Here is a 20,090-nt window from a genome sequence, read left to right on the forward strand (position 1 = left end):
TTTTATTCTTCCTTCAACAGACCTTTAAAGAGTCCGACTGCAAAATCATTTGGATCAAAGGCTTCAAGGTCATTGATTCCTTCACCTAACCCAACTAGTTTAACTGGCAGATGAAGCTCATTACGGATCGCCAACACGATACCGCCTTTCGCCGTTCCATCTAGCTTGGTTAAAACTAATCCTGTAACATCCGTAGTTTCTTTGAACTGGCGTGCTTGAACTAACGCGTTTTGACCAGTTGTTGCATCAACTACTAGCAGAACTTCATGTGGAGCTGTTGGAAACTCTCGTTTGATCACTCGTTTGATTTTTTCCAACTCGTTCATTAGATTAACTTTATTTTGCAAGCGTCCTGCTGTATCAATCAGCAAAACATCATAATTTTCTCTCTTGGCTTTATCCACCGCATCAAAAACTACTGCCGCCGGATCGCCACCTGCATTGCCGCGAACAACTTCTACTCCAGAACGCTCACCCCAAACCACTAGCTGATCAATCGCGCCAGCACGAAATGTATCTGCTGCAGCTAGTAAAACTTTTTTGCCTTCATTTTTATACTGATTAGCTAATTTTCCGATACTGGTGGTTTTCCCTGTACCGTTGACCCCAACAAATAAAATCACGCTTAATCCATCATTTTGCAGATTGAGTTTGTTGTTTTCGTTGACGCCCTCTGCCTCATAAATTTCTACCAGCTTTTCAATAATTACATTTTGGATCTGAGCTGGTTTCTTGGCATTTTTTAACTTAACCTCTTGTCTCAAGGAATCTGTCAATTTAATGGCCGTATCAAAGCCAACATCAGCACCTATCAGGGTTTCTTCTAATTCTTCAAAGAAGTCTTCATCAACTCGGCGGAAGCGAGCAAACAGTTCATTCATTCGTTCGCCGAATGATTTACGCGTCTTTTCCAACCCTTTGTCATATTTTTCCTGAACCGTCTCTTCTGCCTGAACAGGTTCTGCTGAATCCATTATCTCCGTCTCTGTTTCAGCCTCTTCGGAATCTTCTGCAGTTTCTTCAACGAGTTCCTCGATAACTTCAGCTTGTTTGTCAGACTGCTCCTCTTCAATCGTCACTAAATCATCAGATGCATCAGAATTGTCAGGTTCCTGTGGAGGTATCTCTTCCAAAGGAGTGTCTAGTGCTTCGTCAGTCGCTTTTTCCTGCGATTCTTCCTGAGCTTCTTCTTTTTGTTCTATCCCATCGTCAGCAATATCTTCACTAACGACTGTTTCTTCCTCATTGTCAGTGGCAGATTCTGAATCTAAGACTTCTTTATCTTCTACAAGCGCCTCTTGTTTTTCCGTTTCTTCTTTTTGCTCACTAGAAAAAGCCTTTTTTATTCGATCAAATAGTCCCATGAATATCCCCCCTCATTTCAATTATTCCATTAAATCATCAAATACGAATTTTTGAATAGCATGCGCAACACCATCCGCTTGATTGGTTTTCGTCACAAAATTAGCAGCCGATTTTACTCCATCTGTCGCATTTTCCATCGCGACACCCATTCCAGCATAATTGATCATCGACAGATCATTCGCTTCATCGCCTAATGCCATCATCTCACGAGCTTCGATACCAAGATGCTCACCTAAGACTGAAAGACCAAAAGCTTTTGTCACACCTTTTGGCATAAATTCTAATAAATTAGGACGCGTCTTGAAAATCTCGAAGCGCTCGTATTCTTCATTCGGAATTAAGGCGATTTTTTGATCCAAGTATGCTGCATCAATTGCCGCCACCACTTTATTGTACAACGTATCCTCATCCAATGCCTCAATCATCTTTGGAACATACGTTAATGCTTTGTTCAATGTTGGATAAATCGATGGATGATCTTTTGCTGTTTCAAATTGGAAACATAGAGCATCTGATAGAACGTCCATCGGCAGAGCAAGATTCGTCAATAACTGATGAATATGTTGTACATCAGCCAAATCCATTGCTGTCTTTCCTAAAATTTCACCTGTATTTGTTTGGATTAATCCTCCATTAAATGTAATAGAATAATCATCTGCATCCAATAAGTTTAGCTCGGCTAAATAATCCTTGATCGCAATCAGTGGACGTCCTGTACAAATCACGATTTTAACCCCTCGTGTCTTTGCTTCAGCCAACATTTTTTTATTTGTATCGGAGATTGTTTTCGCATCCGTCAACAATGTTCCGTCTAAATCAATCGCAATTAATTTTATCATTCCAACAATTCCCTTTCCTTCACTTGAAATTTTCCATCCTCTTTCACTTCTTCAAGCCGCACTGAAATAATTTTTGATACACCTGATTCTTGCATCGTCACTCCATATAGGACATCAGCGGCTTCCATTGTTCCTTTACGATGAGTAACTACAATAAACTGCGTATCATTTTGGAAAGCACTCAAGTAACGACCAAAGCGAGTAACGTTCGCCTCATCCAAAGCAGCTTCTACCTCATCCAAGACACAAAATGGTACTGGGCGAACCTGAATAATCGAAAAGAGTAGGGCAATTGCCGTCAATGCGCGTTCTCCACCAGAAAGCAACGACAGACTTTGTAATTTCTTCCCTGGGGGCTGTGCTTCTATCTCAATTCCTGTATTCAACAAGTCATCAGGATCAGTCAATACTAGCTCCGCACGACCCCCGCCGAACATATTAGGGAAGACCTCATTGAATTTTTCACGTATCGCTTGGAATGTGGTGAAGAAACGTGTTTTAACTTCATCATCCATCTCGTCCATCGTTTCAAATAGTTGCTCTTTCGCTGATAACAAGTCATCTCTTTGTGTAGTAAGAAAATCATAGCGTTCTTCAACCTGTTGATATTGCTCAATCGCATTCAGATTAACTGGACCCAATTTTTCGATGGCTTGTTTCAAGCGACTGACTTCATTTTGCGCTATCTGTTGATCAATTTCAGGGTCCGCCTGAGCTTCTGCCCCTTCGAAGGTCAAACTATACTCTTCTTGTAAATAGGTCAATGCATTATCCAATTTCAGCTCGTACCGGTTTTTTTGAACATCTGCCTGTGATTGTCTTGCAAGCAATTGTTTTTGTTCCCTATTGGCTTCAGTTAATGCACTATCAGACTGATCCACTTGTTTCTGTAAGTCCTGACGCGATTCCTTCCACAAAGTCAACTGCTCTTGCAAATGCTCTTTCGCCGTGGACAACTCTGTTAGGCGCTGATTTAAGCTTTCTTCAGTTTCCTCATGATCTGACGAATCACTAGAGAGTGCTAATATTTGGTTTTCCAGACTCATAATCTGACCCGTCAACTCATTCATCTGACTTTCAAAGCTTATAGCTTGTCGTTCTAGATACAGTAACCGCTCATCTAATACAGCGTAATCCGCTTGAAGACGACTTAATTCAGCATTGATATTTGCGCGTTTTTCTTCTAACTGATCGCTTTCTTCATTCATCTGCTGAATTTCTTGATTGATTCGTTCTTGCTGCGTCTTCAATTCAACCTGTTGAATTTCTAAAGCTTCTTTTTGTGTTTGATAGTCATTCAAAAAGCTTTCTAATTCCTTAGCTTCATACGAGAATAACGCTTGCTCTTTCTGCAAACGCGCCAACTCAGTGCTAACCTGTTCTTCATTGTTTTGTGCTTCCTGATAGGCTAACCGTGTTAGCTCCCCTTGCGTTCGCAAAGATTCAAGTGTATCTGTTTGCTCCGCTACTTTTGTTTGTAGCTCCTGAACAAATTTTTCCTTTGTCTGCAACGCTTGATTAATTTCCTCATAGCGTTTCGTCCATTCTTCCAATTCATGACCTTGGTTGAATAAGTTCCCACGATTCCCTTGCTTCGTCGCACCACCAGTCATGGAGCCGCCGGCATTCATCACATCCCCATCCAATGAGACCACTCGAACTTGATATCTTAATTGCCGAGCAAGCTGATTGGCACAGTTTAGATCTTTGGCGATTACAATAGCGCCCAAGAGATTCTCCATAACAGGTGCAACATTCTCAGGAAATGATACTAACTCACTTGCAACTCCTAAAAAGCCAGCTTCATCCTTAATTGCCTGATATTGATGAGCTCCTAAGCTTCGTGGCTTAATCGTCGTTAACGGCAAGAAAGTTCCCCGGCCGCTGCGTTGTCTCTTTAAAAAAGTAATACCTTGACGGGCATCCTTTTCATTTTCTACGATGATATGCTGTGAAGATGCACCTAAAGCTGTTTCAATCGCCAAAGTGTATTCTTTGGGTACCTGAATCAATTCTGCCACTGCACCAACAATTCCGCTTAGCTGGTCCTTGTGCTGCAAGACACTACGTACCCCTTGATAAAAGCCGCTATAATTCTCTTGAATTTCTTGCAGACTCTTTTGTCGTGCGCGCGCTTGCTGGACCTGACTCATCAAATCATACATCAGCTGCTGCTCTTTTTGCAGTTGCTGCTGCGCCGCATTTTTTTCTTCTGCTAACCGTCGATAGTTTTCCTGCTCTTCTTTCAACTGTTTCTCTAAGTCTTGACACTTAGTTTGTGCGGTTGTTTGTTGTGCTGTCAATGCTTCCAATTGCTCTTTTAACGCTTCAAAGCGACTCATGCTTTGTTGGTTCTTTGCTTTTTCTTGCGAGTATTGGCGCTCTAAATATTTCAATTCATTGCTGACATTCGCTGATTCTTGCATCAATTCTACGTAAGTGCCACGTAGATCCTCTAATAATTCTTTGGGAGATTTTTGATATTTCTCAGCTTCCGAAGTTAACTCTTGAATCTTTTCCTCTAACGCCAGTTTTTCGGCTTGCTTATCCTTCTGCTGCGCTTGAACATCCTGCAGGTTCAATTGTGCTTCTGCTTTTTTCTTGCGCTGTTCTTCTAATGTTGTTCGATATTCCGCGCTAGTTTTTTGGGTATTCTTTGAACGTTCACTCAATAGTTCCTTCTGGCCTTCTGCTTGCTTCAAGGCCTCTGACAAATGGAGTAATTGCTGCTGACCGGTTTCCAGTTGTTCATCCAAAGTTCCACGTTTTTCTCGTAGTGTGCCTAATTGCACTTCTGTTTGTTGAATAAACTGGCTTTTTTCTTCGACTATTTTGGACAATGTATCAAAATCAGTTTTAGCTGATTGCCAAGAATCTCGCGTTTGCTTAATTTTGGCTACCATCAAACTGACATCCGTAGCTGTCAATTCTTTTTTTAGCGCTAAAAACTCCTTGGCTGCTTCACTTTGAGCAGCTAAAGGAGTCAGCTGATCCTCTAATTCATAAATAATATCCTGAACGCGGCTTAGATTATCTTCTGTCTCGAAAAGCTTTTGTTCGGCTTTACGCTTTCGTTGCTTATATTTCAAGACACCTGCGGCTTCCTCGAAAATTCCGCGACGATCCTCCGGTTTGCTGGAAAAAATCGCCTCTACTTTTCCTTGAGAAATAATCGAGAAGGATTCTTTTCCTAACCCAGAGTCCATAAAAAGGTCTTGGATATCTTTTAAACGACAAGCTTTTTTATTAATGAAAAAATCGCTTTCTCCCGTTCGTCGATAACGTCTCGTCACACTGACTTCACTAAAGGCTAACGGTAAATAGTGATCCGTATTGTCCAACACTACGGTCACCTCAGCGATATTTAACTGTTTTCGCGATTCTGAACCAGCGAAGATGATATCGGGCATTTTGCCTCCCCGCAGGCTCTTTGCAGATTGTTCGCCTAAAACCCAGCGAATCGCTTCAGTAATATTACTTTTCCCGCTGCCGTTTGGTCCAATAACCGCCGTTACGCCCTTTTCAAACTCGATCTTTGTTCGATCGGCGAAGGATTTAAAACCAGCGATCTCAATTCGTTTTAAATACAAAATGTTCCTCCTATACTTTCATAAAAAGAGCTATACGAACTTGCACAGCAACGACAGTTGCTGTGCATCCCTTTTGTTAAGCAGAAATAACTGTTGACTTTACCTTTAAGATATGTCGTAGTTCTACGTCTGCCTCATCTATTTTGATACGTAAAACAACGTCTTATTTAGCTGCAATTTTTATTAATGCTTTTTCCGCTGCATCTTGTTCTGCCAATTTTTTAGATTTCCCTTGACCTGAACCAATCAATTCATCATCAGCATACACATCAATCGTAAAAATCCGCTCATGGGCTGGGCCCTCTTCATTCACTAATCGATAATCGATCGATACGTCCCCACCTTTTTGCAAAACTTCCTGCAAACGAGTCTTATGATCCATTTCTCTTGTAAAGACTCCTGCCTCAATTTTCGGAAAGACAACGGTTTGAATGAAACGTAGAGCCACATCATAGCCTTGATCTAGATACAAAGCACCTAAAAATGCCTCAAACAAGTCACACAAGAGTGCTGCACGCTCACGACCGCCAGAATTCTCTTCGCCCTTTCCTAACAGGATATAGTGATCAAAATGACATTCTTTCGCAAATTTTGATAAACTTTCTTCCCTTACAATTGCCGAACGCAGCCGAGTTAAGCGGCCTTCTGGCAAATTTGGATAATGGTGATACAAATAGTCCGATACTTGAATTTCTAAGACAGCGTCCCCTAAAAATTCTAACCGTTCATTATCTGAGATGTTCATGTTACGGTGTTCATTCACATATGATGAGTGGGTAAACGCCTGCTCTAATAAGTTCACATCGTGAAAAACGATGCCGTAGTTTTCTTTCAATTCATTGATCAACTGTGTATCCATGGGCTCATTCCTTTTTTTGAGATTTCCATCACGCTTTATTATACTGTTTTTTCTAGGATTTTTAAATCAGAAGTCATGATAGTAAGAAATTTTCAAAAAATGATCGACCTTCATCTCTCTTTTATTACACAAAAAAATACACCAGCAATTGCCGGTGTACCACTTTGTTAAGCTTGGTTGTTTTCCACAATGTAATCAACTGCAGCTCCAACTGTTTCAATTTTTTCAGCATCTTCATCAGAAATTTCTGTTCCGAATTCATCTTCTAATTCTAGAACAAATTCCATAATACTGATTGAATCTGCATTTAAGTCGTCTTTTATACTCAATTCAAGTGTTACCTTGTCTTTATCAATTTCAAAGTGATTTGAAATTATTTCAGCAACTTTGCTAAATACTTCTTCACGAGTCAACAACATTCACCTCCACTTGATCAACTAATATTCGTCTATGTTTTACCAGAAGGTCACAGTTCATTTTACTGATGTTTGTGCCCTTTGTCTACCTTTTTCGGTAAATTGTCACCCTGCTTATTCGCCCTTAGGTGTTTCAAAAAACTGGACCAATTGCCCAACCACATTCGTTTCAAGCATCGTATGAATTTGATCAATCGTATTAGCTACTGCTTCTGGACCGGTAGAACCGTGTGTTTTAATCACTGGTGCCTTCAGACCAAACAACACTGCACCGCCATGAGAAGAATAGTCCAATTTGTCTTTTAAGCCATAAAGCGTATCTTTTAACATCAGTGCTCCAAATTTCCCTTTGACACCTGCCTCATTGATACTGCCTTTAATCAAGCTCATCAGACCCATTGCTGTTCCCTCGATTGTTTTTAAAACCGCGTTTCCTGTAAAGCCATCTGTAACAACGACATCAGCGGCACCATTTAACAGCTCTCTAGCTTCCACATTGCCGATAAAGTCGATGCTCTCTTCAGCTTGCAATAGTTTAAATGCTTCTTTTGTTAATTCACTGCCTTTTGTTTCTTCAGTCCCGTTGTTTAAAAGTCCGACACGAGGGCTTTCAATACCACGAACATGTTTTGCATAGAATGAACCCAAAATCGCATATTGGTGAAGATGCTCTGCTTTGTTTTCTGCATTCGCTCCTAGGTCCAGCATGTCGAATCCGCTGTTGCTATTTAAAACAGGCAAAGTAGACATCAACCCAGGACGTTCGATTCCTTTGATCCTTCCTACTACAAATAGCCCAGCAGCTAACAACGCTCCTGTATTTCCTGCAGAAAAAATCGCATCTGCCTTCCCTTCTTTGACCGCTTGCGCTGCCAAAACCATTGAAGCATTTTTCTTGCGACGAATAGCCTTAACAGGCTCATCATCACTATTAATTTTTTCATCTGTGTGGATAATCGTAATATTCTTTTCGTTAGTTACATATTGACGAATAGCGTCTTCTTTTCCATATAATTGGAACTCGATTTCCGGGTGATTTTGTTGTGCTAACATCACACCCTCCACGATAGCTTTAGGTGCGAAATCTCCGCCCATTGCATCTACAGCAATTTTCATGAGAACACTCTCTCCTTTTTTTCAATAAATTCATATTTAATCCGTGTCCCATTTGCCTTTTATATCATCCAAAACGGTAATGGGAGTCTTTAATTTTTTCTACAGTATAGCATACTAATCGAAATATGTTTCGCCAGTTTCATCCGGTTTTAAGGTCTTTGCTAATGGTGCAAAGGCTGGCTGCTCACGCCAATTATCTACTTGCCAAATCTGATTGGCCTCGTCCCTCGCTACTTCTAATACGTTGGCATCATTTACCAGATCCGCAATTAAAAATTGCGGCAACCCGGATTGACGGAAGCCGAAAACTTCCCCAGGTCCGCGTAATTCTAAATCTTTTTCACTTAAGACAAATCCATTATTTGTTTCAGTCATGATCTTCATACGTTCCTTGCCCAGCTCATTTTTAGGACTAGCAACTAAAATACAATAAGAAGCATCTGAACCACGGCCCACACGACCACGTAATTGATGAAGCTGTGCCAAACCAAAACGATCCGCATCCATGATAAACATCACAGTCGCGTTTGGAACGTTGACTCCCACTTCAATAACGGTGGTAGAAACTAAAATTTGGCTTTGATTATCCTTGAATGCTTCCATAATCGCATCTTTTTCGGAATTCTTCATTTTTCCGTGTAATAGACTAACCTGATAAGTCGGTGCATAGTACTCCTTCAAATGCTCATAAATTTCAGTCGCATTCTTCACGTCCAACGCTTCAGACTCCTCAATTAAAGGACAAATCACATACAACTGATGACCAGCCTGCAATTCTTGTTTTGCCCAATCTAAGGTATGCTCCAATTGTTTAGGCTTAATCCAACTGGTTTTGACGGGAATTCGCCCCGCAGGCATTTGATCAATAACAGAAACATCCATCTCTCCATAGGCTGTGATCGCCAATGTCCGTGGAATCGGTGTCGCTGTCATGAATAAAACATCAGGGTGTAGCCCTTTTTCTCGCAAGACTCGCCGCTGATTTACCCCAAATCGGTGTTGTTCATCCGTGATAACTAATCCCAGATTAGCAAATTGGACATCGTCTTGAATTAAAGCGTGTGTCCCAATGACCACATCTATTTCGCCATTTTGTAAGCCTGCGAGAATCGCTCGTCGCTCTTTTGTTTTCGTTGAACCGGTCAATAGTGCTGTCGTCAGCTCCAACGGATCAAACAGTTGATTCAGACTTTCTAAGTGCTGCTGCGCCAGAATTTCCGTTGGCACCATTAAAGCTCCTTGAAACCCTGCTGTCATTGTCGCGTATAAAGCAATGGCGGCCACTACTGTTTTTCCGCTCCCAACATCTCCCTGCAGCAAACGCTGCATATGTTTTTTACTTCGTAAATCATAACAAATTTCATTGGTTACCCGTTTTTGCGCGTCTGTTAACTCAAAAGGCAGCCTTTGAGTAAATTGTTTTAATCGTTCTACATCGTAACGAATTGCGATCCCATTCTTTTCACTGCGCTCACTATTCTTTAATCCCTGCATTCTCATTTGGAATAGGAAAAACTCTTCAAAAACAACTCGCCGTTTGGCTTGTTGGCTTTCTGCCGGATTTTTAGGAAAATGCATCGCTCGCATCGCTTGCTTTCTTGGCATTAAGCGATACTTTTCCAAAAGATATTCAGGCAGGTTTTCCATCACTTGATCACCAAATTTTTCAAAAGCAGCCTTAATTAAGTCAATCAAGGTACTTTGTCGAATCGCTTTCGTCACATGATAGATGGGTGCATATTCTTCTGTTTGTTTGCCGCCTAAAATCTTCATTCCAGTTAATGACTTACGCTTCGCATCCCATTTTCCATAAACGGCTAGCTCTTCACCGACTTCAACTTTATCTTTTAAGTAAGGCTGATTAAAAAAAGAAACCATAAATACGGCGTGATCTTGCATCATCCGAAACTGAAGACGGCTTTTTTTGTAGCCAAAGCGGCTAACTACGGGTGCCGAGACAATGACACCTTTTAATGTAACCTTCTCTTGATCGTTGATCTCTAATAAATTTTTTTCTTGAATGTCTTCATAACGAAAAGGGTAATAGCTTAATAGATCTTCAATCGTTAAAATCCCTAAGTCAGCTAACGTTTGCGCACGTTTCGGCCCTACACCTGGTAATACCGAAACAGATTCTTGGATCGTCATCGTAATCCCCCTTTCGTTTTTGGCTTTCTGCTGTCTCGGAGTCAATAGCGCTATTTTTCGAAAATCACCTTATTCTCGCTCAGCATACGACTCCGCTAATTGTGTTTAAGCGAAAATTCAATTTGACAAAAACAGGAGTGAGCCAGATATTCTTGGCCCACTCCCTCCGACTTTTACTAATTTATTCTGCTGAAAGCAAGTATGGATAAACGGGTTGGTTTCCTTCGTGAATCTCAACCTCTAAATCAGGATAGCTTGCTTCAATTGCTTCGCTTATTTTTTCAGCTTCTGCTTGGGTACCTTCAACACCTACGATGATCGTGATGATTTCGATATCCTCGCTGATCATTTTATTCAAGGTATCTAAGGTCGCTTGGTATTTATCTGCTTCTGAAAGAACGATTTTCCCATCAATCATCCCTAAGTAGTCGCCTTCATGAATCTCAACACCATCAATCGCTGTGTCACGAATCGCATTCGTAATTTGACCGCTAACTACTGAATCCAGCATCTCAGTCATTGATGTTTTATTATCCTCTAGGCTTTGATCCCCATTAAATGCCAACATCGCTGTCATTCCTTGAGAAACAGTTTTACTTGGTACTACTGCAACTGGAATTTCCGCAACTTCCGCTGCTTGATCTGCCGCCATAAAGATATTTTTGTTATTCGGCAAGACAATGACTTGGTCCGCATTGACTTCTTTGATAGCCTTCAAAATATCTTCTGTACTTGGATTCATGGTCTGACCGCCGCTGATGACATAAGAGACTCCTAGACTCTTGAATAATTCTTGGACTCCTTCACCGGCTGCAATAGCAATCACTGCGTAAGGTTTATGCTCTGCTGGTGCTGCTTCAAAAGCTGCGACCTCTTCATCATGTTCTAAGATCGTTTCATGCTGTTGACGCATGTTATCCACTTTAACTTTGATCAACGCACCAAATTTTTGTCCATAATTCATGACTTCGCCAGGATGTTCCGTGTGCACGTGTACTTTAACGATCTCGTCATCATTGACCACCAACAGTGAATCGCCAATGCCATCCAAATAGTTACGGAAAGTATCGTAATCAAATTTACTATCAACGGTTGGTCCTTCCCCTAGACGAACCATAATTTCAGTACAATAGCCGAATTTGATGTCTTCTGTTGCTAGCTGTCCTTGAACACTGCGATGATGTTCCGCATTCACCATTTCATCCATTTCAGCTGGACTTGGCTCATACGTATCATCTGCTTGAAATTCGCCATTTAACGCACTCAAGAAGCCTTCATAAATGAACAATAACCCTTGTCCACCGCTATCAACTACACCAACTTCTTTTAATACTGGCAGCATGTCAGGTGTTTTATCTAACGCTTTTTTTCCATATTTAACAACAGCTGACATGACTTCAACCACATCATCTGTTTGTTTCGCTTTACGTTCACCAGCTTTTGCTGATTCGCGAGCCACAGTTAAGATCGTCCCCTCTACGGGTTTCATCACTGCTTTATAGGCAGTCTCTACACCATGCACTAATGCTTCTGCTAAATCTCGCGCATTTAATGTATCCACCTCTAAAATCTCTTTAGAAAAACCACGGAATAATTGTGACAAAATAACCCCGGAGTTTCCGCGAGCGCCCATCAATAATCCTTTTGCTAAAACATTAGCTAACTCTCCAACCTTTTCAGAAGCAGAATTGACAACGGCCGTTGCACCGCTAGTCATAGATAGATTCATATTGGTCCCAGTATCACCATCCGGTACTGGAAATACATTTAATGAATTGACATATTCTGCATTGACTTGCAGACGTTTAGCGCCAGCCTCTACCATTTCTTGGAATTGACTCGCGCTGATTTCTGTTACCTTCACTTACTTAGTCCTCCTTAAGAACGCTGCCCTTAATCAGGCAGAACACGTACACCTTGAACATAGACATTCACTGAGTTGGCTGTAACCCCAAGCATCGTTTCCAAATTATATTTCACTTTTTCTTGGACATTGCGCGACACTTCTGAGATCTTCGTGCCGTAGCTGACGATCGTATAGACGTCGACTGCGATCCCGTTCTCCTCTTGACGTACTACGACGCCGCGTGAATAGTTTTCTTTTCTTAAAATTTCTGTGATATTGTCTTTGATTTGATTTTTACTAGCCATACCGACGATACCAAACACGTCAGTAACTGCACCGCCGACAACCGTCGCGATGACGTCGTTTGAAATTTCGATCATACCAGTCTGTGTATTAATTTTCACAGCCATAGTTGTTAGCCTCCTTAAATAGGCACACTCGCCCATTTTTTCTACTATAATAGTTTATCATAGCCCTATGACAAATAAAAGAAAGTTCCATTGCGATTTGCTGATAGGGCGCTGCCTGCTTGCCGCAAATTGTACCAACTTTCTTGCATCAAAACTTTTACTAAAAAATTTTTACGCTAACAGAGTATAATTTACCTGCAAATCCATAGAATGTCAATCTTTCTAAAAAAATTCACTTGCTAATCTTGCTAATCTGTGCTATTTTATTTTAGTATGAGCCAAAGAAGCGCTCCAATATCAAGGCAAAAGGAGGAAACAACACATGGCAAAAGTTTGCTATTTTACTGGTCGGAAAACAAGAAGTGCAAATAACCGTTCTCACGCTATGAACGCTACTAAACGTACTGTAAAACCTAATTTACAAAAAGTTCGCGTATTAGTGGACGGAAAACCTAAAAAAGTTTGGGTCTCAACTCGTGCTTTGAAATCTGGAAAAGTTGAGCGCGTTTAATATTATCCAACTAAGTCAAACCGTTCAATTCTGAACGGTTTTTTTTGACAGTTTTCTATTTTACATATTTTGAATAAGAATTGCGGGTCGATCGTATCGGCTCGTTTTTTTATTTCTCATTTTGAATAGACACTTCTCCACACAAATTTCAAATCTTTGCTTGAGTTTCATAGCTCTTTCACAATATTTTGCTGCGTTTATGGTAAAATTTGGATAGTCTGTTGAAAGAAGTTTGGTGATTTTTATATGAAAAACTATCTTAAAGAAAACCGTTGGTATTTATTAGCCAGCTTTTTCCTGCCGCTCACCCTCATGGTGATCGTCTATCTAACGATTGGTATCTATCCTGGATCAAGTCGTAGTGTTTTAGCCAGTGATGCCTTCTCCCAATTTTCAAATTTTCACGCAAGTTTTCGAAATATGCTTTTAGGTAAGCAAGGCCTTTTTTATACTTGGAATGCCTCTATGGGGCTGAATTATCTGTCATTAGTTTCCTACTACCTCGGCGGATTTTTTACACCGTTGGTTATTTTCTTTCCAAATCAAATGATGCCGGATGCTCTGTATTTCTTAACTCTGATCAAAATTGGCTCCGCGGGACTAGCCTTTTGGTTTTACGCCAAGGGGAGTTTTAAATTGCCCGACTGGTCTCGTGTAGCACTGAGTGTCACCTATGCTCTGATGTCCTTTGCTATTGCGCATTCTGAAATCATCATGTGGCTGGATGCCTTTATTTATCTACCATTGATTATTTTAGGAATCAATCGTGTGATGGATTTGAAAAAGCCGACTGTACTGTTTGTCTCCTATTTAATGTTGTTTCTAACGAGCTTTTATATGGGATTTATGATTGGTGTTTTTTCAGTTCTTTACTTTATTGCACGTTTGATCACCAATTGGAAGCTGTATAAAAAAAGCATTATTCCCTATGGAGCCACTTCGTTATTAGCCGGTTTTGCTTCAATGATTGTAATTCTACCCTCAATCCTTGATTTACGGACAAATGGTGAAGAACTAACGCAAATCACTACCTTTAAAACGGAAGCGACAAGCTGGTGGGATTTTATTGCAAAAAATTTGATTGGCTCCTACGATACAACGAAATACGGTTCGATTCCATTTATATATATCGGTCTATTACCATTAGCTCTGTGTTTGTTTTTCTTTATCTGCAAAAAGATTCCTTGGAAAAATAAACTTGCTTATGGTGTGATTGGTGCAATCCTGATTGCAAGTTTTTATATTCAGCCAATGAATTTATTTTGGCATGGGATGCATGCGCCAAACATGTTCTTATTCCGTTACGCGTATTTACTTTCATTTTTAGTGATCACACTAGCGGCGTGGGGCTGGGAAAAGTTAGACCGAGAGAATATTTTGCAACTGGTAGCTTCCTGTCTGCTGCTAATCGCACTCTTTGCCATTTTCTGGGGAATGAAGGGCAAAGATTACGACTACCTTAAAAATATTTCACTTTACATCACATTAGGCTTTTTAGCGGTATATGCGTTGATCTTTACCGCCCACCATTTTAATAAGATTCCGTTCAAGGCACTCAGCATTTTACTTTTATTACTGATGTCTACAGAAGCCTTTATTAATAGTGACTTTATGGTACGTGGCGTGTTGAAAGATTGGAACTATGCTTCTCGCAGCCTCTATACTGAGCCCTATCCTTCGATCAAAGCATTAGTTGATAAAACCAAGAGTGATAACGACACGTTTTATCGAATGGAGAACCTTGACCCCGTTTCCTCTAACGATGCCTTTAATTATGGCTATAGCGGTGTCAGCATGTTCTCTTCAATTCGTAATCGACACTCTTCTGGTTATATGGATCAATTAGGATTTCGTTCAAGAGGCACAAGTCTAAACATTCGTTATCAAAATAATACATTGCTAGCTGATGCCTTCACAGGGATTAAATACAATATAGCGAAAACGAAAGACTTAAATAAATATGGATTCACGAAAACGCAAAGCGTTGGCGAGTATAATCTTTTTGAAAATAATAACGCCTTGCCATTAGCTTTTACGGCTCCAACAAGTATTGATAAATTAAAGGCCTTGCCAAATGATAACCTTGGCACGCAGACACAATTATTCAACGCATTGTCGCAAGAACAATTTCAGTATTATCAATTTCTGCCTATCACACAAATAGACACAAAAAATGCCAATGTTACTAACGCTGGCAATATTACAACAATTACTGAAAAACAAGGAAATGTAGCGAAAGATGTCACCTGGAAAGTACAGGTCCCAGCAAACACTCAAGCCTACTTAAGTCTCTATCCTTACGATTTTGCTGAGCTAGAAAGTTCGACCGCTACCGTTACAGCAAACGGACAAACACGCCAAGCGCAAATCGGAATCAGCGGACAATATTATGATTTAGGTTACTATGAAAAAGCAACAACAGTTACCTTCACCGCAAGTTTTTATGGTACAAAATCGATCAGCTTCCAAAACCCGCAAGTCTTAGCATTAGACACCGTAGCCTATCAATTAGCTGTCGATAAGATCAAAGAAAATGGTGTAGACATGCAAGTCGGCAAACATAGTGCTGAAGGAACAGTAGACACGAAAGAAGCCAAGACTTTAATTACAACGATTCCTTACGATGAAGGGTGGACTGCCAAAATCGATGGAAAAAAAGTGGAGACAAAAGCCTTCCAAAACGCCTTTGTCAGTATTCGCGTCCCAAAAGGCAAGCACAAAGTAACCTTTAGTTACCTGCCTAAAGGATTCATCGCTGGTGCATGTTCTTTTGTAATTGCTATTGGTATGTTCATTCTTTATCTAAGAGTACTTAAACCCAAAAAAATACATCGTCATTCTTAGTAAAGACCGTAAAAAAAGATCAAACAATCTGAGTCTTCAGTTGTTTGATCCTTTTTTTATTTATATTTGACTTCTGCAAGATACAATCCTTCTGGATGCGCTGTTGGTCCGGCAGCGTTCCGATCCATCGCTGAAAGAATCTCTGGAATTCCGTCTGCAGGAATACGCCCATTTCCAATCTTTAACAGAGTTCCCACCAAAATTCGGATCATCTTGTACAAAAAGCCGTTTCCACGAAAAATGAAAGTCAGTTCTGTTCCTGCTGCATTCACCTCAAGGTCTGCTTGGTAAATCGTCCGAACTTTATCTTCAATCGCTCCACCTGTCGCACAAAATGAAGTGAAATCATGAGTTCCCAATAAATCCGGCAATGCTCGGCGAACCAAATCCAAATCTAAAGGATACGGATAATACGCAGCATAGTGGCGCCGAAAAGGGCTCCGTGGCTTAGCAATTTGAACTTTAAAATGGTAGGTTTTCTCTACAACGTGATAACGTGCATGAAAATCATCAGCCACAACCTCAACTGAGGAAACCGCAATATCCTCGGGGGTTTGTGTATCCAACGCAAACCGCATACGTTCTAGCGGCCGTTCCTGCGGATAATCAAAATGAATGACTTGTCCAATCGCATGGACTCCAGCATCTGTCCGACCTGAACCAAAAATTGTTACAGGTATTCCATTGTTCATTTTCTGTAACGTTTTTTCTACTTCTTCTTGTACTGTTCGACCATTGGGTTGTCGCTGAAATCCGTTAAAATTTGTTCCATCATAGGCAATCACTGCCTTATATCTAACCATCCTAATTCTCCTTTTAAAAACAAACGAATCTTAATTTAATATCTCTTAAATTAAACATAGAGGGATATTCTTAACCGGAGTCATTATAACAGCTTTTTTATCGGGATTCCAACACACTTAAATCTGAAACATCGTACTTATTGCTGCCTGGCAATGCTTTTTTATGCTTCCAACATACGATCGCTTCTTGTAATGATCGATCCTTGTTCGCTATAAAGAAATCACGGATATAAGTATTGTATTCAAATTGCGCATCAATTTTTTCAGGCTTCTTCACTGCAATATCAGGATACATCAGAACCGCTTCACGATAAGTCTTTCCTGGGTTAGATTTCAGCCATTTTTGAAAGGCTACTTTAAAACGAAAAGACTCGCCGAGTTCTTGTTTAAAAAAGGCACGATGCTTCTCAGAAAAAATAATATTCTCTTCGATTAAACTCTCCAGTATTAATTCTTCCGTACGTGCAATTTTTGTTGGTTTCTTTTTAGGAACTAGCTTTTTCCCCGTGCGCAAAAAGTTTGCAATTCGTTGGTTCAACTCCGCTTTACTACCTGATTTTGCCAAACCATGAGCTTGACAAAAGGCTTGCAGTTCTTCTTATAAATAATAATATTCGCTAAATGTTTCTACCTTCATCCCTGCGTGTAAATCTGGTCGCTTTTCAGCCATCTTATTCCTTTATTCATCCTAACATAAAAACTACAAAATAATCTCTGTGCATTCGAACTAATTGGCGTACAAAAAAAGCTTGGATTTCTCCAAGCTTAGCTGCGTAAAAATATTAAAAGAATTGTTGCTATCCCAAAAACAACAAGGACAATCGTATCTCGTGATGCCCATTGTAATTTACGATATTTACTACGTCCTTCACCACCACGATACCCACGGGCCTCCATCGCAGTCGCCAAATCTTCCGCACGATTAAAGCTGCTAACAAACAACGGTATCAATAGAGGCACGATTGCTTTAACCTTTTGGATCAAATTGCCATCATTAAAATCAACGCCGCGAGCACGTTGCGCGTTCATTATTTTTTCCGTTTCATCCATCAATGTAGGAACAAACCGCAGAGCAATCGACAGCATCAAAGCAATCTCATGAACTGGTAAATGGAATCTTTTTAACGGATTCAACAAAGATTCAATTGCATCGGACATTGACAATGGCGGTGTCGTTAAAGTCAACAATGTTGACATAAAGATGATCAACACAAAACGGCAAAAGATAAATAGTCCGTTTTGAATCCCGTAGGAGGAAAGACTAAATACTCCCCATGACCAATACAAAGTTCCACCGCGTGTAAACAACATTTGCAATGCTACAGTAAAGATGATCAACCAAATCAAGGGTCTAACACCCTTTAAAAAGAAGTTTATATTTATTTTTGACAAAAAGACTGCGAATAATGTGAACACCCCTAAAAATACGTAGCTTTGCCAATTATTCGCTAAAAAAATAATCCCAATAAAATAGAAACTCGCAACTAATTTAGCCCGTGGATCCAGACGATGAATCAAGGAATCCCCCGGAATATAGCGGCCAAAGATCAATTTATTCATCATGAGCAGGACCTCCTGCTTGTTTAACGATCCAATCAGCCAATTCGTTTTCTGTTAATGGTAATTCACTAAAGGCAGCCCCGCGTGCTTGCATCTTTTCAGCAAAAGCACTTGCCTGAGGGACGCCTAATTGCTTTTCTTTTAGCCATGCAACATCAGCAAAGACTGACTGAGGAGTCCCATGTTTTACCACATGGCCCTTTTCTAAAACATAAACATAATCAGCAAAATTGGCAACATCATCCATTAAATGAGTGACCAAAACGATCGTCATATTTTTTTCCCGATGCAACCGCAAAAACATTTCCATCATTTCTTTACGTCCAAGCGGATCTAAGCCTGCTGTTGGCTCGTCTAAGACTAATATTTCAGGTTCCATGGCTAACACCCCTGCAATCGCAACACGTCGCATCTGCCCTCCTGAGAGCTCAAAAGGAGATCGCTCAAGATATTCTTCATCCAAGCCAACTAATTTCAAATTTTCCTTTGCTAAAACGAAAGCTTCTTCATCACTAGCACCAAAATTCTTCGGTCCAAAGGCAATATCTTTTGCCACCGTCTCTTCGAATAATTGAGCTTCCGGAAATTGAAAGACAATTCCTACTTTTTTCCGAACAGGCTTCAAATTCTTATTATCTGTAGTCGGTGTAATCATCCGATCACCAATTTTCACTTGCCCTTCAGTTGGTTTTAATAACGCATTCAAATGCTGAAGTAAAGTGGATTTTCCACTACCAGTATGTCCCACTAATGCAGTATATGACCCTTCTTTAATAGATAGATCAATATCATAAAGTGCTCGTTGTTCAAAGGGCGTATTCGGTTGATAAACGTAGCTTACTTTTTCAAAACGGATGTCCATAACCAGTCCATCATCCCTTCTTCATCTAAATAATTCAACGGCACCTTTACACCACGGGCTTTTAATGCAGCCTTTAATTTTTCAGGAAACGGCAAATCTAATCCCAACGAAACTAACTCAGGTCCTGCAGAAAAAATTTCTTCAGGGGTCCCCTCTTGATATAGTTTGCCTTCTCTCATTACTAGAATTCGATTGGCGCTGGCTGCTTCGTCAATATCATGAGTGATTGATATGACTGTTAAATCACTTTCCTCTTTAATCTTACGAATTGTCGCAATAACATCATCTCTACCCTCAGGATCTAACATGCTAGTCGCTTCATCTAAAATAATAATATCCGGTCGGAGAGCAACAACACCGGCAATAGCTACTCGTTGTTTTTGTCCACCTGATAGACGTGCAGGTTCTCGTGTTGCAAAATTTTGCATTTTTACCTTTTCCAAGGCATCCTGTACACGACTTTGCATCTCGCTTCGTTCAATTCCTTGGTTTTCCAATCCAAAGGCAACGTCATCTTCTACTGTTGCTCCAACAAACTGGTTATCAGGATTTTGAAAGACCATTCCCACCATTCGACGAATATCCCATACAGATTCCTCAGACAGTTCCATTCCTCCAACAGTCACCGTTCCCTTTTGCGGTAAATGAAGACCATTGATTGCTTTGGCTAATGTAGACTTTCCTGAACCATTATGCCCAACGATAGCGATCCATTCTCCTTTGTTAATTGAAAAACTGACATCCTTCAAAGCGGGTGTCGCGTCTTCTTGATAGCTAAATTCAATTTGATTGATTTCAATAATTGGCTTCATGGTTACACCTTCCCACTTCTTTGCAAATCTGTTCTAAGCCTAGCAAAAAAGCTACGTTTTATCAATCCTTGATACTCGATAAAATGCTTTTGTATACCGATCTGTCTTG

The 20,090-nt window shown here is 40.4% G+C and carries 16 protein-coding genes; 2 read left to right on the top strand and 14 right to left on the bottom strand.

The annotated features are described in order from the left end of the window. Positions 1–2: 2 nt before the first annotated feature. The 9 genes from ftsY to RV13_RS03060 form a co-directional block, all read right to left on the bottom strand. Entirely contained in the window at positions 3–1,364 is a 1,362-nt protein-coding gene (ftsY, locus tag RV13_RS03020) for a signal recognition particle-docking protein FtsY (RefSeq protein WP_010747180.1), read from the bottom strand. A 21-nt stretch (positions 1,365–1,385) separates the two neighbouring features. Next, positions 1,386–2,204 carry a Cof-type HAD-IIB family hydrolase gene (locus tag RV13_RS03025; RefSeq protein ID WP_010747181.1) on the bottom strand — a complete coding sequence of 273 codons (819 nt, stop codon included), beginning with the start codon at positions 2,202–2,204 and terminating at the stop codon, positions 1,386–1,388. Then, positions 2,201–5,794: a chromosome segregation protein SMC gene (gene smc, locus RV13_RS03030; protein ID WP_010747182.1), complete on the bottom strand. Its 3,594-nt coding sequence runs from the start codon at positions 5,792–5,794 to the stop codon at positions 2,201–2,203. The genes RV13_RS03025 and smc overlap by 4 nt, the downstream gene beginning before the upstream one ends. Positions 5,795–5,957: 163 nt before the next feature. Beyond that, on the bottom strand, positions 5,958–6,653 hold the full coding sequence (gene rnc / locus RV13_RS03035; protein ID WP_010747183.1) for a ribonuclease III: 696 nt from the start codon (positions 6,651–6,653) through the stop codon (positions 5,958–5,960). A 167-nt stretch (positions 6,654–6,820) separates the two neighbouring features. Further along, the gene (gene acpP, locus RV13_RS03040) at positions 6,821–7,066 is read right to left on the bottom strand and encodes an acyl carrier protein (RefSeq protein ID WP_028020380.1); all 246 of its coding nucleotides are present in this window, start codon (positions 7,064–7,066) and stop codon (positions 6,821–6,823) included. 117 nt (positions 7,067–7,183) lie between these two features. Continuing rightward, positions 7,184–8,185 (bottom strand): phosphate acyltransferase PlsX, encoded by a 1,002-nt coding sequence (gene plsX / locus RV13_RS03045; RefSeq protein ID WP_010747185.1) that lies wholly within the window; start codon positions 8,183–8,185, stop codon positions 7,184–7,186. A gap of 114 nt (positions 8,186–8,299) precedes the next feature. Next, positions 8,300–10,333, bottom strand: a complete 2,034-nt coding sequence (gene recG / locus RV13_RS03050; RefSeq protein WP_010747186.1) for an ATP-dependent DNA helicase RecG — start codon at positions 10,331–10,333, stop codon at positions 8,300–8,302. A gap of 181 nt (positions 10,334–10,514) precedes the next feature. Then, positions 10,515–12,197 (bottom strand): DAK2 domain-containing protein, encoded by a 1,683-nt coding sequence (locus tag RV13_RS03055; protein WP_010747187.1) that lies wholly within the window; start codon positions 12,195–12,197, stop codon positions 10,515–10,517. Between the two features lie 29 nt (positions 12,198–12,226). Further along, the gene (locus tag RV13_RS03060) at positions 12,227–12,589 is read right to left on the bottom strand and encodes an Asp23/Gls24 family envelope stress response protein (protein ID WP_010742791.1); all 363 of its coding nucleotides are present in this window, start codon (positions 12,587–12,589) and stop codon (positions 12,227–12,229) included. A 322-nt stretch (positions 12,590–12,911) separates the two neighbouring features. On the opposite strand from RV13_RS03060, the gene rpmB reads away from it, so the two are divergent. Together rpmB and RV13_RS03070 are read left to right on the top strand one after the other, a co-directional pair. Continuing rightward, positions 12,912–13,100: a 50S ribosomal protein L28 gene (rpmB, locus tag RV13_RS03065; RefSeq protein ID WP_010747188.1), complete on the top strand. Its 189-nt coding sequence runs from the start codon at positions 12,912–12,914 to the stop codon at positions 13,098–13,100. 246 nt (positions 13,101–13,346) lie between these two features. Continuing rightward, entirely contained in the window at positions 13,347–15,944 is a 2,598-nt protein-coding gene (locus tag RV13_RS03070) for a YfhO family protein (protein WP_010747189.1), read from the top strand. 56 nt (positions 15,945–16,000) lie between these two features. On the opposite strand, the gene truA is transcribed toward RV13_RS03070, so the two are convergent. The 5 genes from truA to RV13_RS03095 all read right to left on the bottom strand — a co-directional run bounded on the left by truA (position 16,001) and on the right by RV13_RS03095 (position 19,981). Beyond that, positions 16,001–16,747, bottom strand: a complete 747-nt coding sequence (gene truA, locus RV13_RS03075; protein WP_010747190.1) for a tRNA pseudouridine(38-40) synthase TruA — start codon at positions 16,745–16,747, stop codon at positions 16,001–16,003. A 97-nt stretch (positions 16,748–16,844) separates the two neighbouring features. Next, the gene (locus RV13_RS03080) at positions 16,845–17,339 is read right to left on the bottom strand and encodes a DUF6434 domain-containing protein (protein WP_255212351.1); all 495 of its coding nucleotides are present in this window, start codon (positions 17,337–17,339) and stop codon (positions 16,845–16,847) included. A 173-nt stretch (positions 17,340–17,512) separates the two neighbouring features. Then, on the bottom strand, positions 17,513–18,310 hold the full coding sequence (locus RV13_RS03085; RefSeq protein ID WP_010747192.1) for an energy-coupling factor transporter transmembrane component T family protein: 798 nt from the start codon (positions 18,308–18,310) through the stop codon (positions 17,513–17,515). Next, the gene (locus RV13_RS03090) at positions 18,300–19,169 is read right to left on the bottom strand and encodes an energy-coupling factor ABC transporter ATP-binding protein (protein WP_028020382.1); all 870 of its coding nucleotides are present in this window, start codon (positions 19,167–19,169) and stop codon (positions 18,300–18,302) included. The genes RV13_RS03085 and RV13_RS03090 overlap by 11 nt, the downstream gene beginning before the upstream one ends. Continuing rightward, positions 19,145–19,981, bottom strand: coding sequence for an energy-coupling factor ABC transporter ATP-binding protein (locus RV13_RS03095; RefSeq protein ID WP_010747194.1), 837 nt, complete (start codon positions 19,979–19,981; stop codon positions 19,145–19,147). The genes RV13_RS03090 and RV13_RS03095 overlap by 25 nt, the downstream gene beginning before the upstream one ends. Positions 19,982–20,090: the final 109 nt, after the last annotated feature.

The organism is Enterococcus raffinosus (genome assembly GCF_001886185.1).
Lineage (GTDB): Bacteria > Bacillota > Bacilli > Lactobacillales > Enterococcaceae > Enterococcus_A > Enterococcus_A raffinosus.

Excerpts from the sequence above, each read along its gene's own strand:
- RV13_RS03060 (WP_010742791.1), bottom strand. The coding sequence starts at position 12,589 with ATGGCTGTGAAAATTAATACACAGACTGGTATGATCGAAATTTCAAAC.
- plsX (WP_010747185.1), bottom strand. The coding sequence starts at position 8,185 with ATGAAAATTGCTGTAGATGCAATGGGCGGAGATTTCGCACCTAAAGCT.
- recG (WP_010747186.1), bottom strand. The coding sequence starts at position 10,333 with ATGACGATCCAAGAATCTGTTTCGGTATTACCAGGTGTAGGGCCGAAA.
- rnc (WP_010747183.1), bottom strand. The coding sequence starts at position 6,653 with ATGGATACACAGTTGATCAATGAATTGAAAGAAAACTACGGCATCGTT.
- truA (WP_010747190.1), bottom strand. The coding sequence starts at position 16,747 with ATGGTTAGATATAAGGCAGTGATTGCCTATGATGGAACAAATTTTAAC.
- RV13_RS03070 (WP_010747189.1), top strand. The coding sequence starts at position 13,347 with ATGAAAAACTATCTTAAAGAAAACCGTTGGTATTTATTAGCCAGCTTT.
- RV13_RS03025 (WP_010747181.1), bottom strand. The coding sequence starts at position 2,204 with ATGATAAAATTAATTGCGATTGATTTAGACGGAACATTGTTGACGGAT.
- rpmB (WP_010747188.1), top strand. The coding sequence starts at position 12,912 with ATGGCAAAAGTTTGCTATTTTACTGGTCGGAAAACAAGAAGTGCAAAT.
- ftsY (WP_010747180.1), bottom strand. The coding sequence starts at position 1,364 with ATGGGACTATTTGATCGAATAAAAAAGGCTTTTTCTAGTGAGCAAAAA.
- RV13_RS03090 (WP_028020382.1), bottom strand. The coding sequence starts at position 19,169 with ATGGACATCCGTTTTGAAAAAGTAAGCTACGTTTATCAACCGAATACG.
- RV13_RS03095 (WP_010747194.1), bottom strand. The coding sequence starts at position 19,981 with ATGAAGCCAATTATTGAAATCAATCAAATTGAATTTAGCTATCAAGAA.
- RV13_RS03085 (WP_010747192.1), bottom strand. The coding sequence starts at position 18,310 with ATGATGAATAAATTGATCTTTGGCCGCTATATTCCGGGGGATTCCTTG.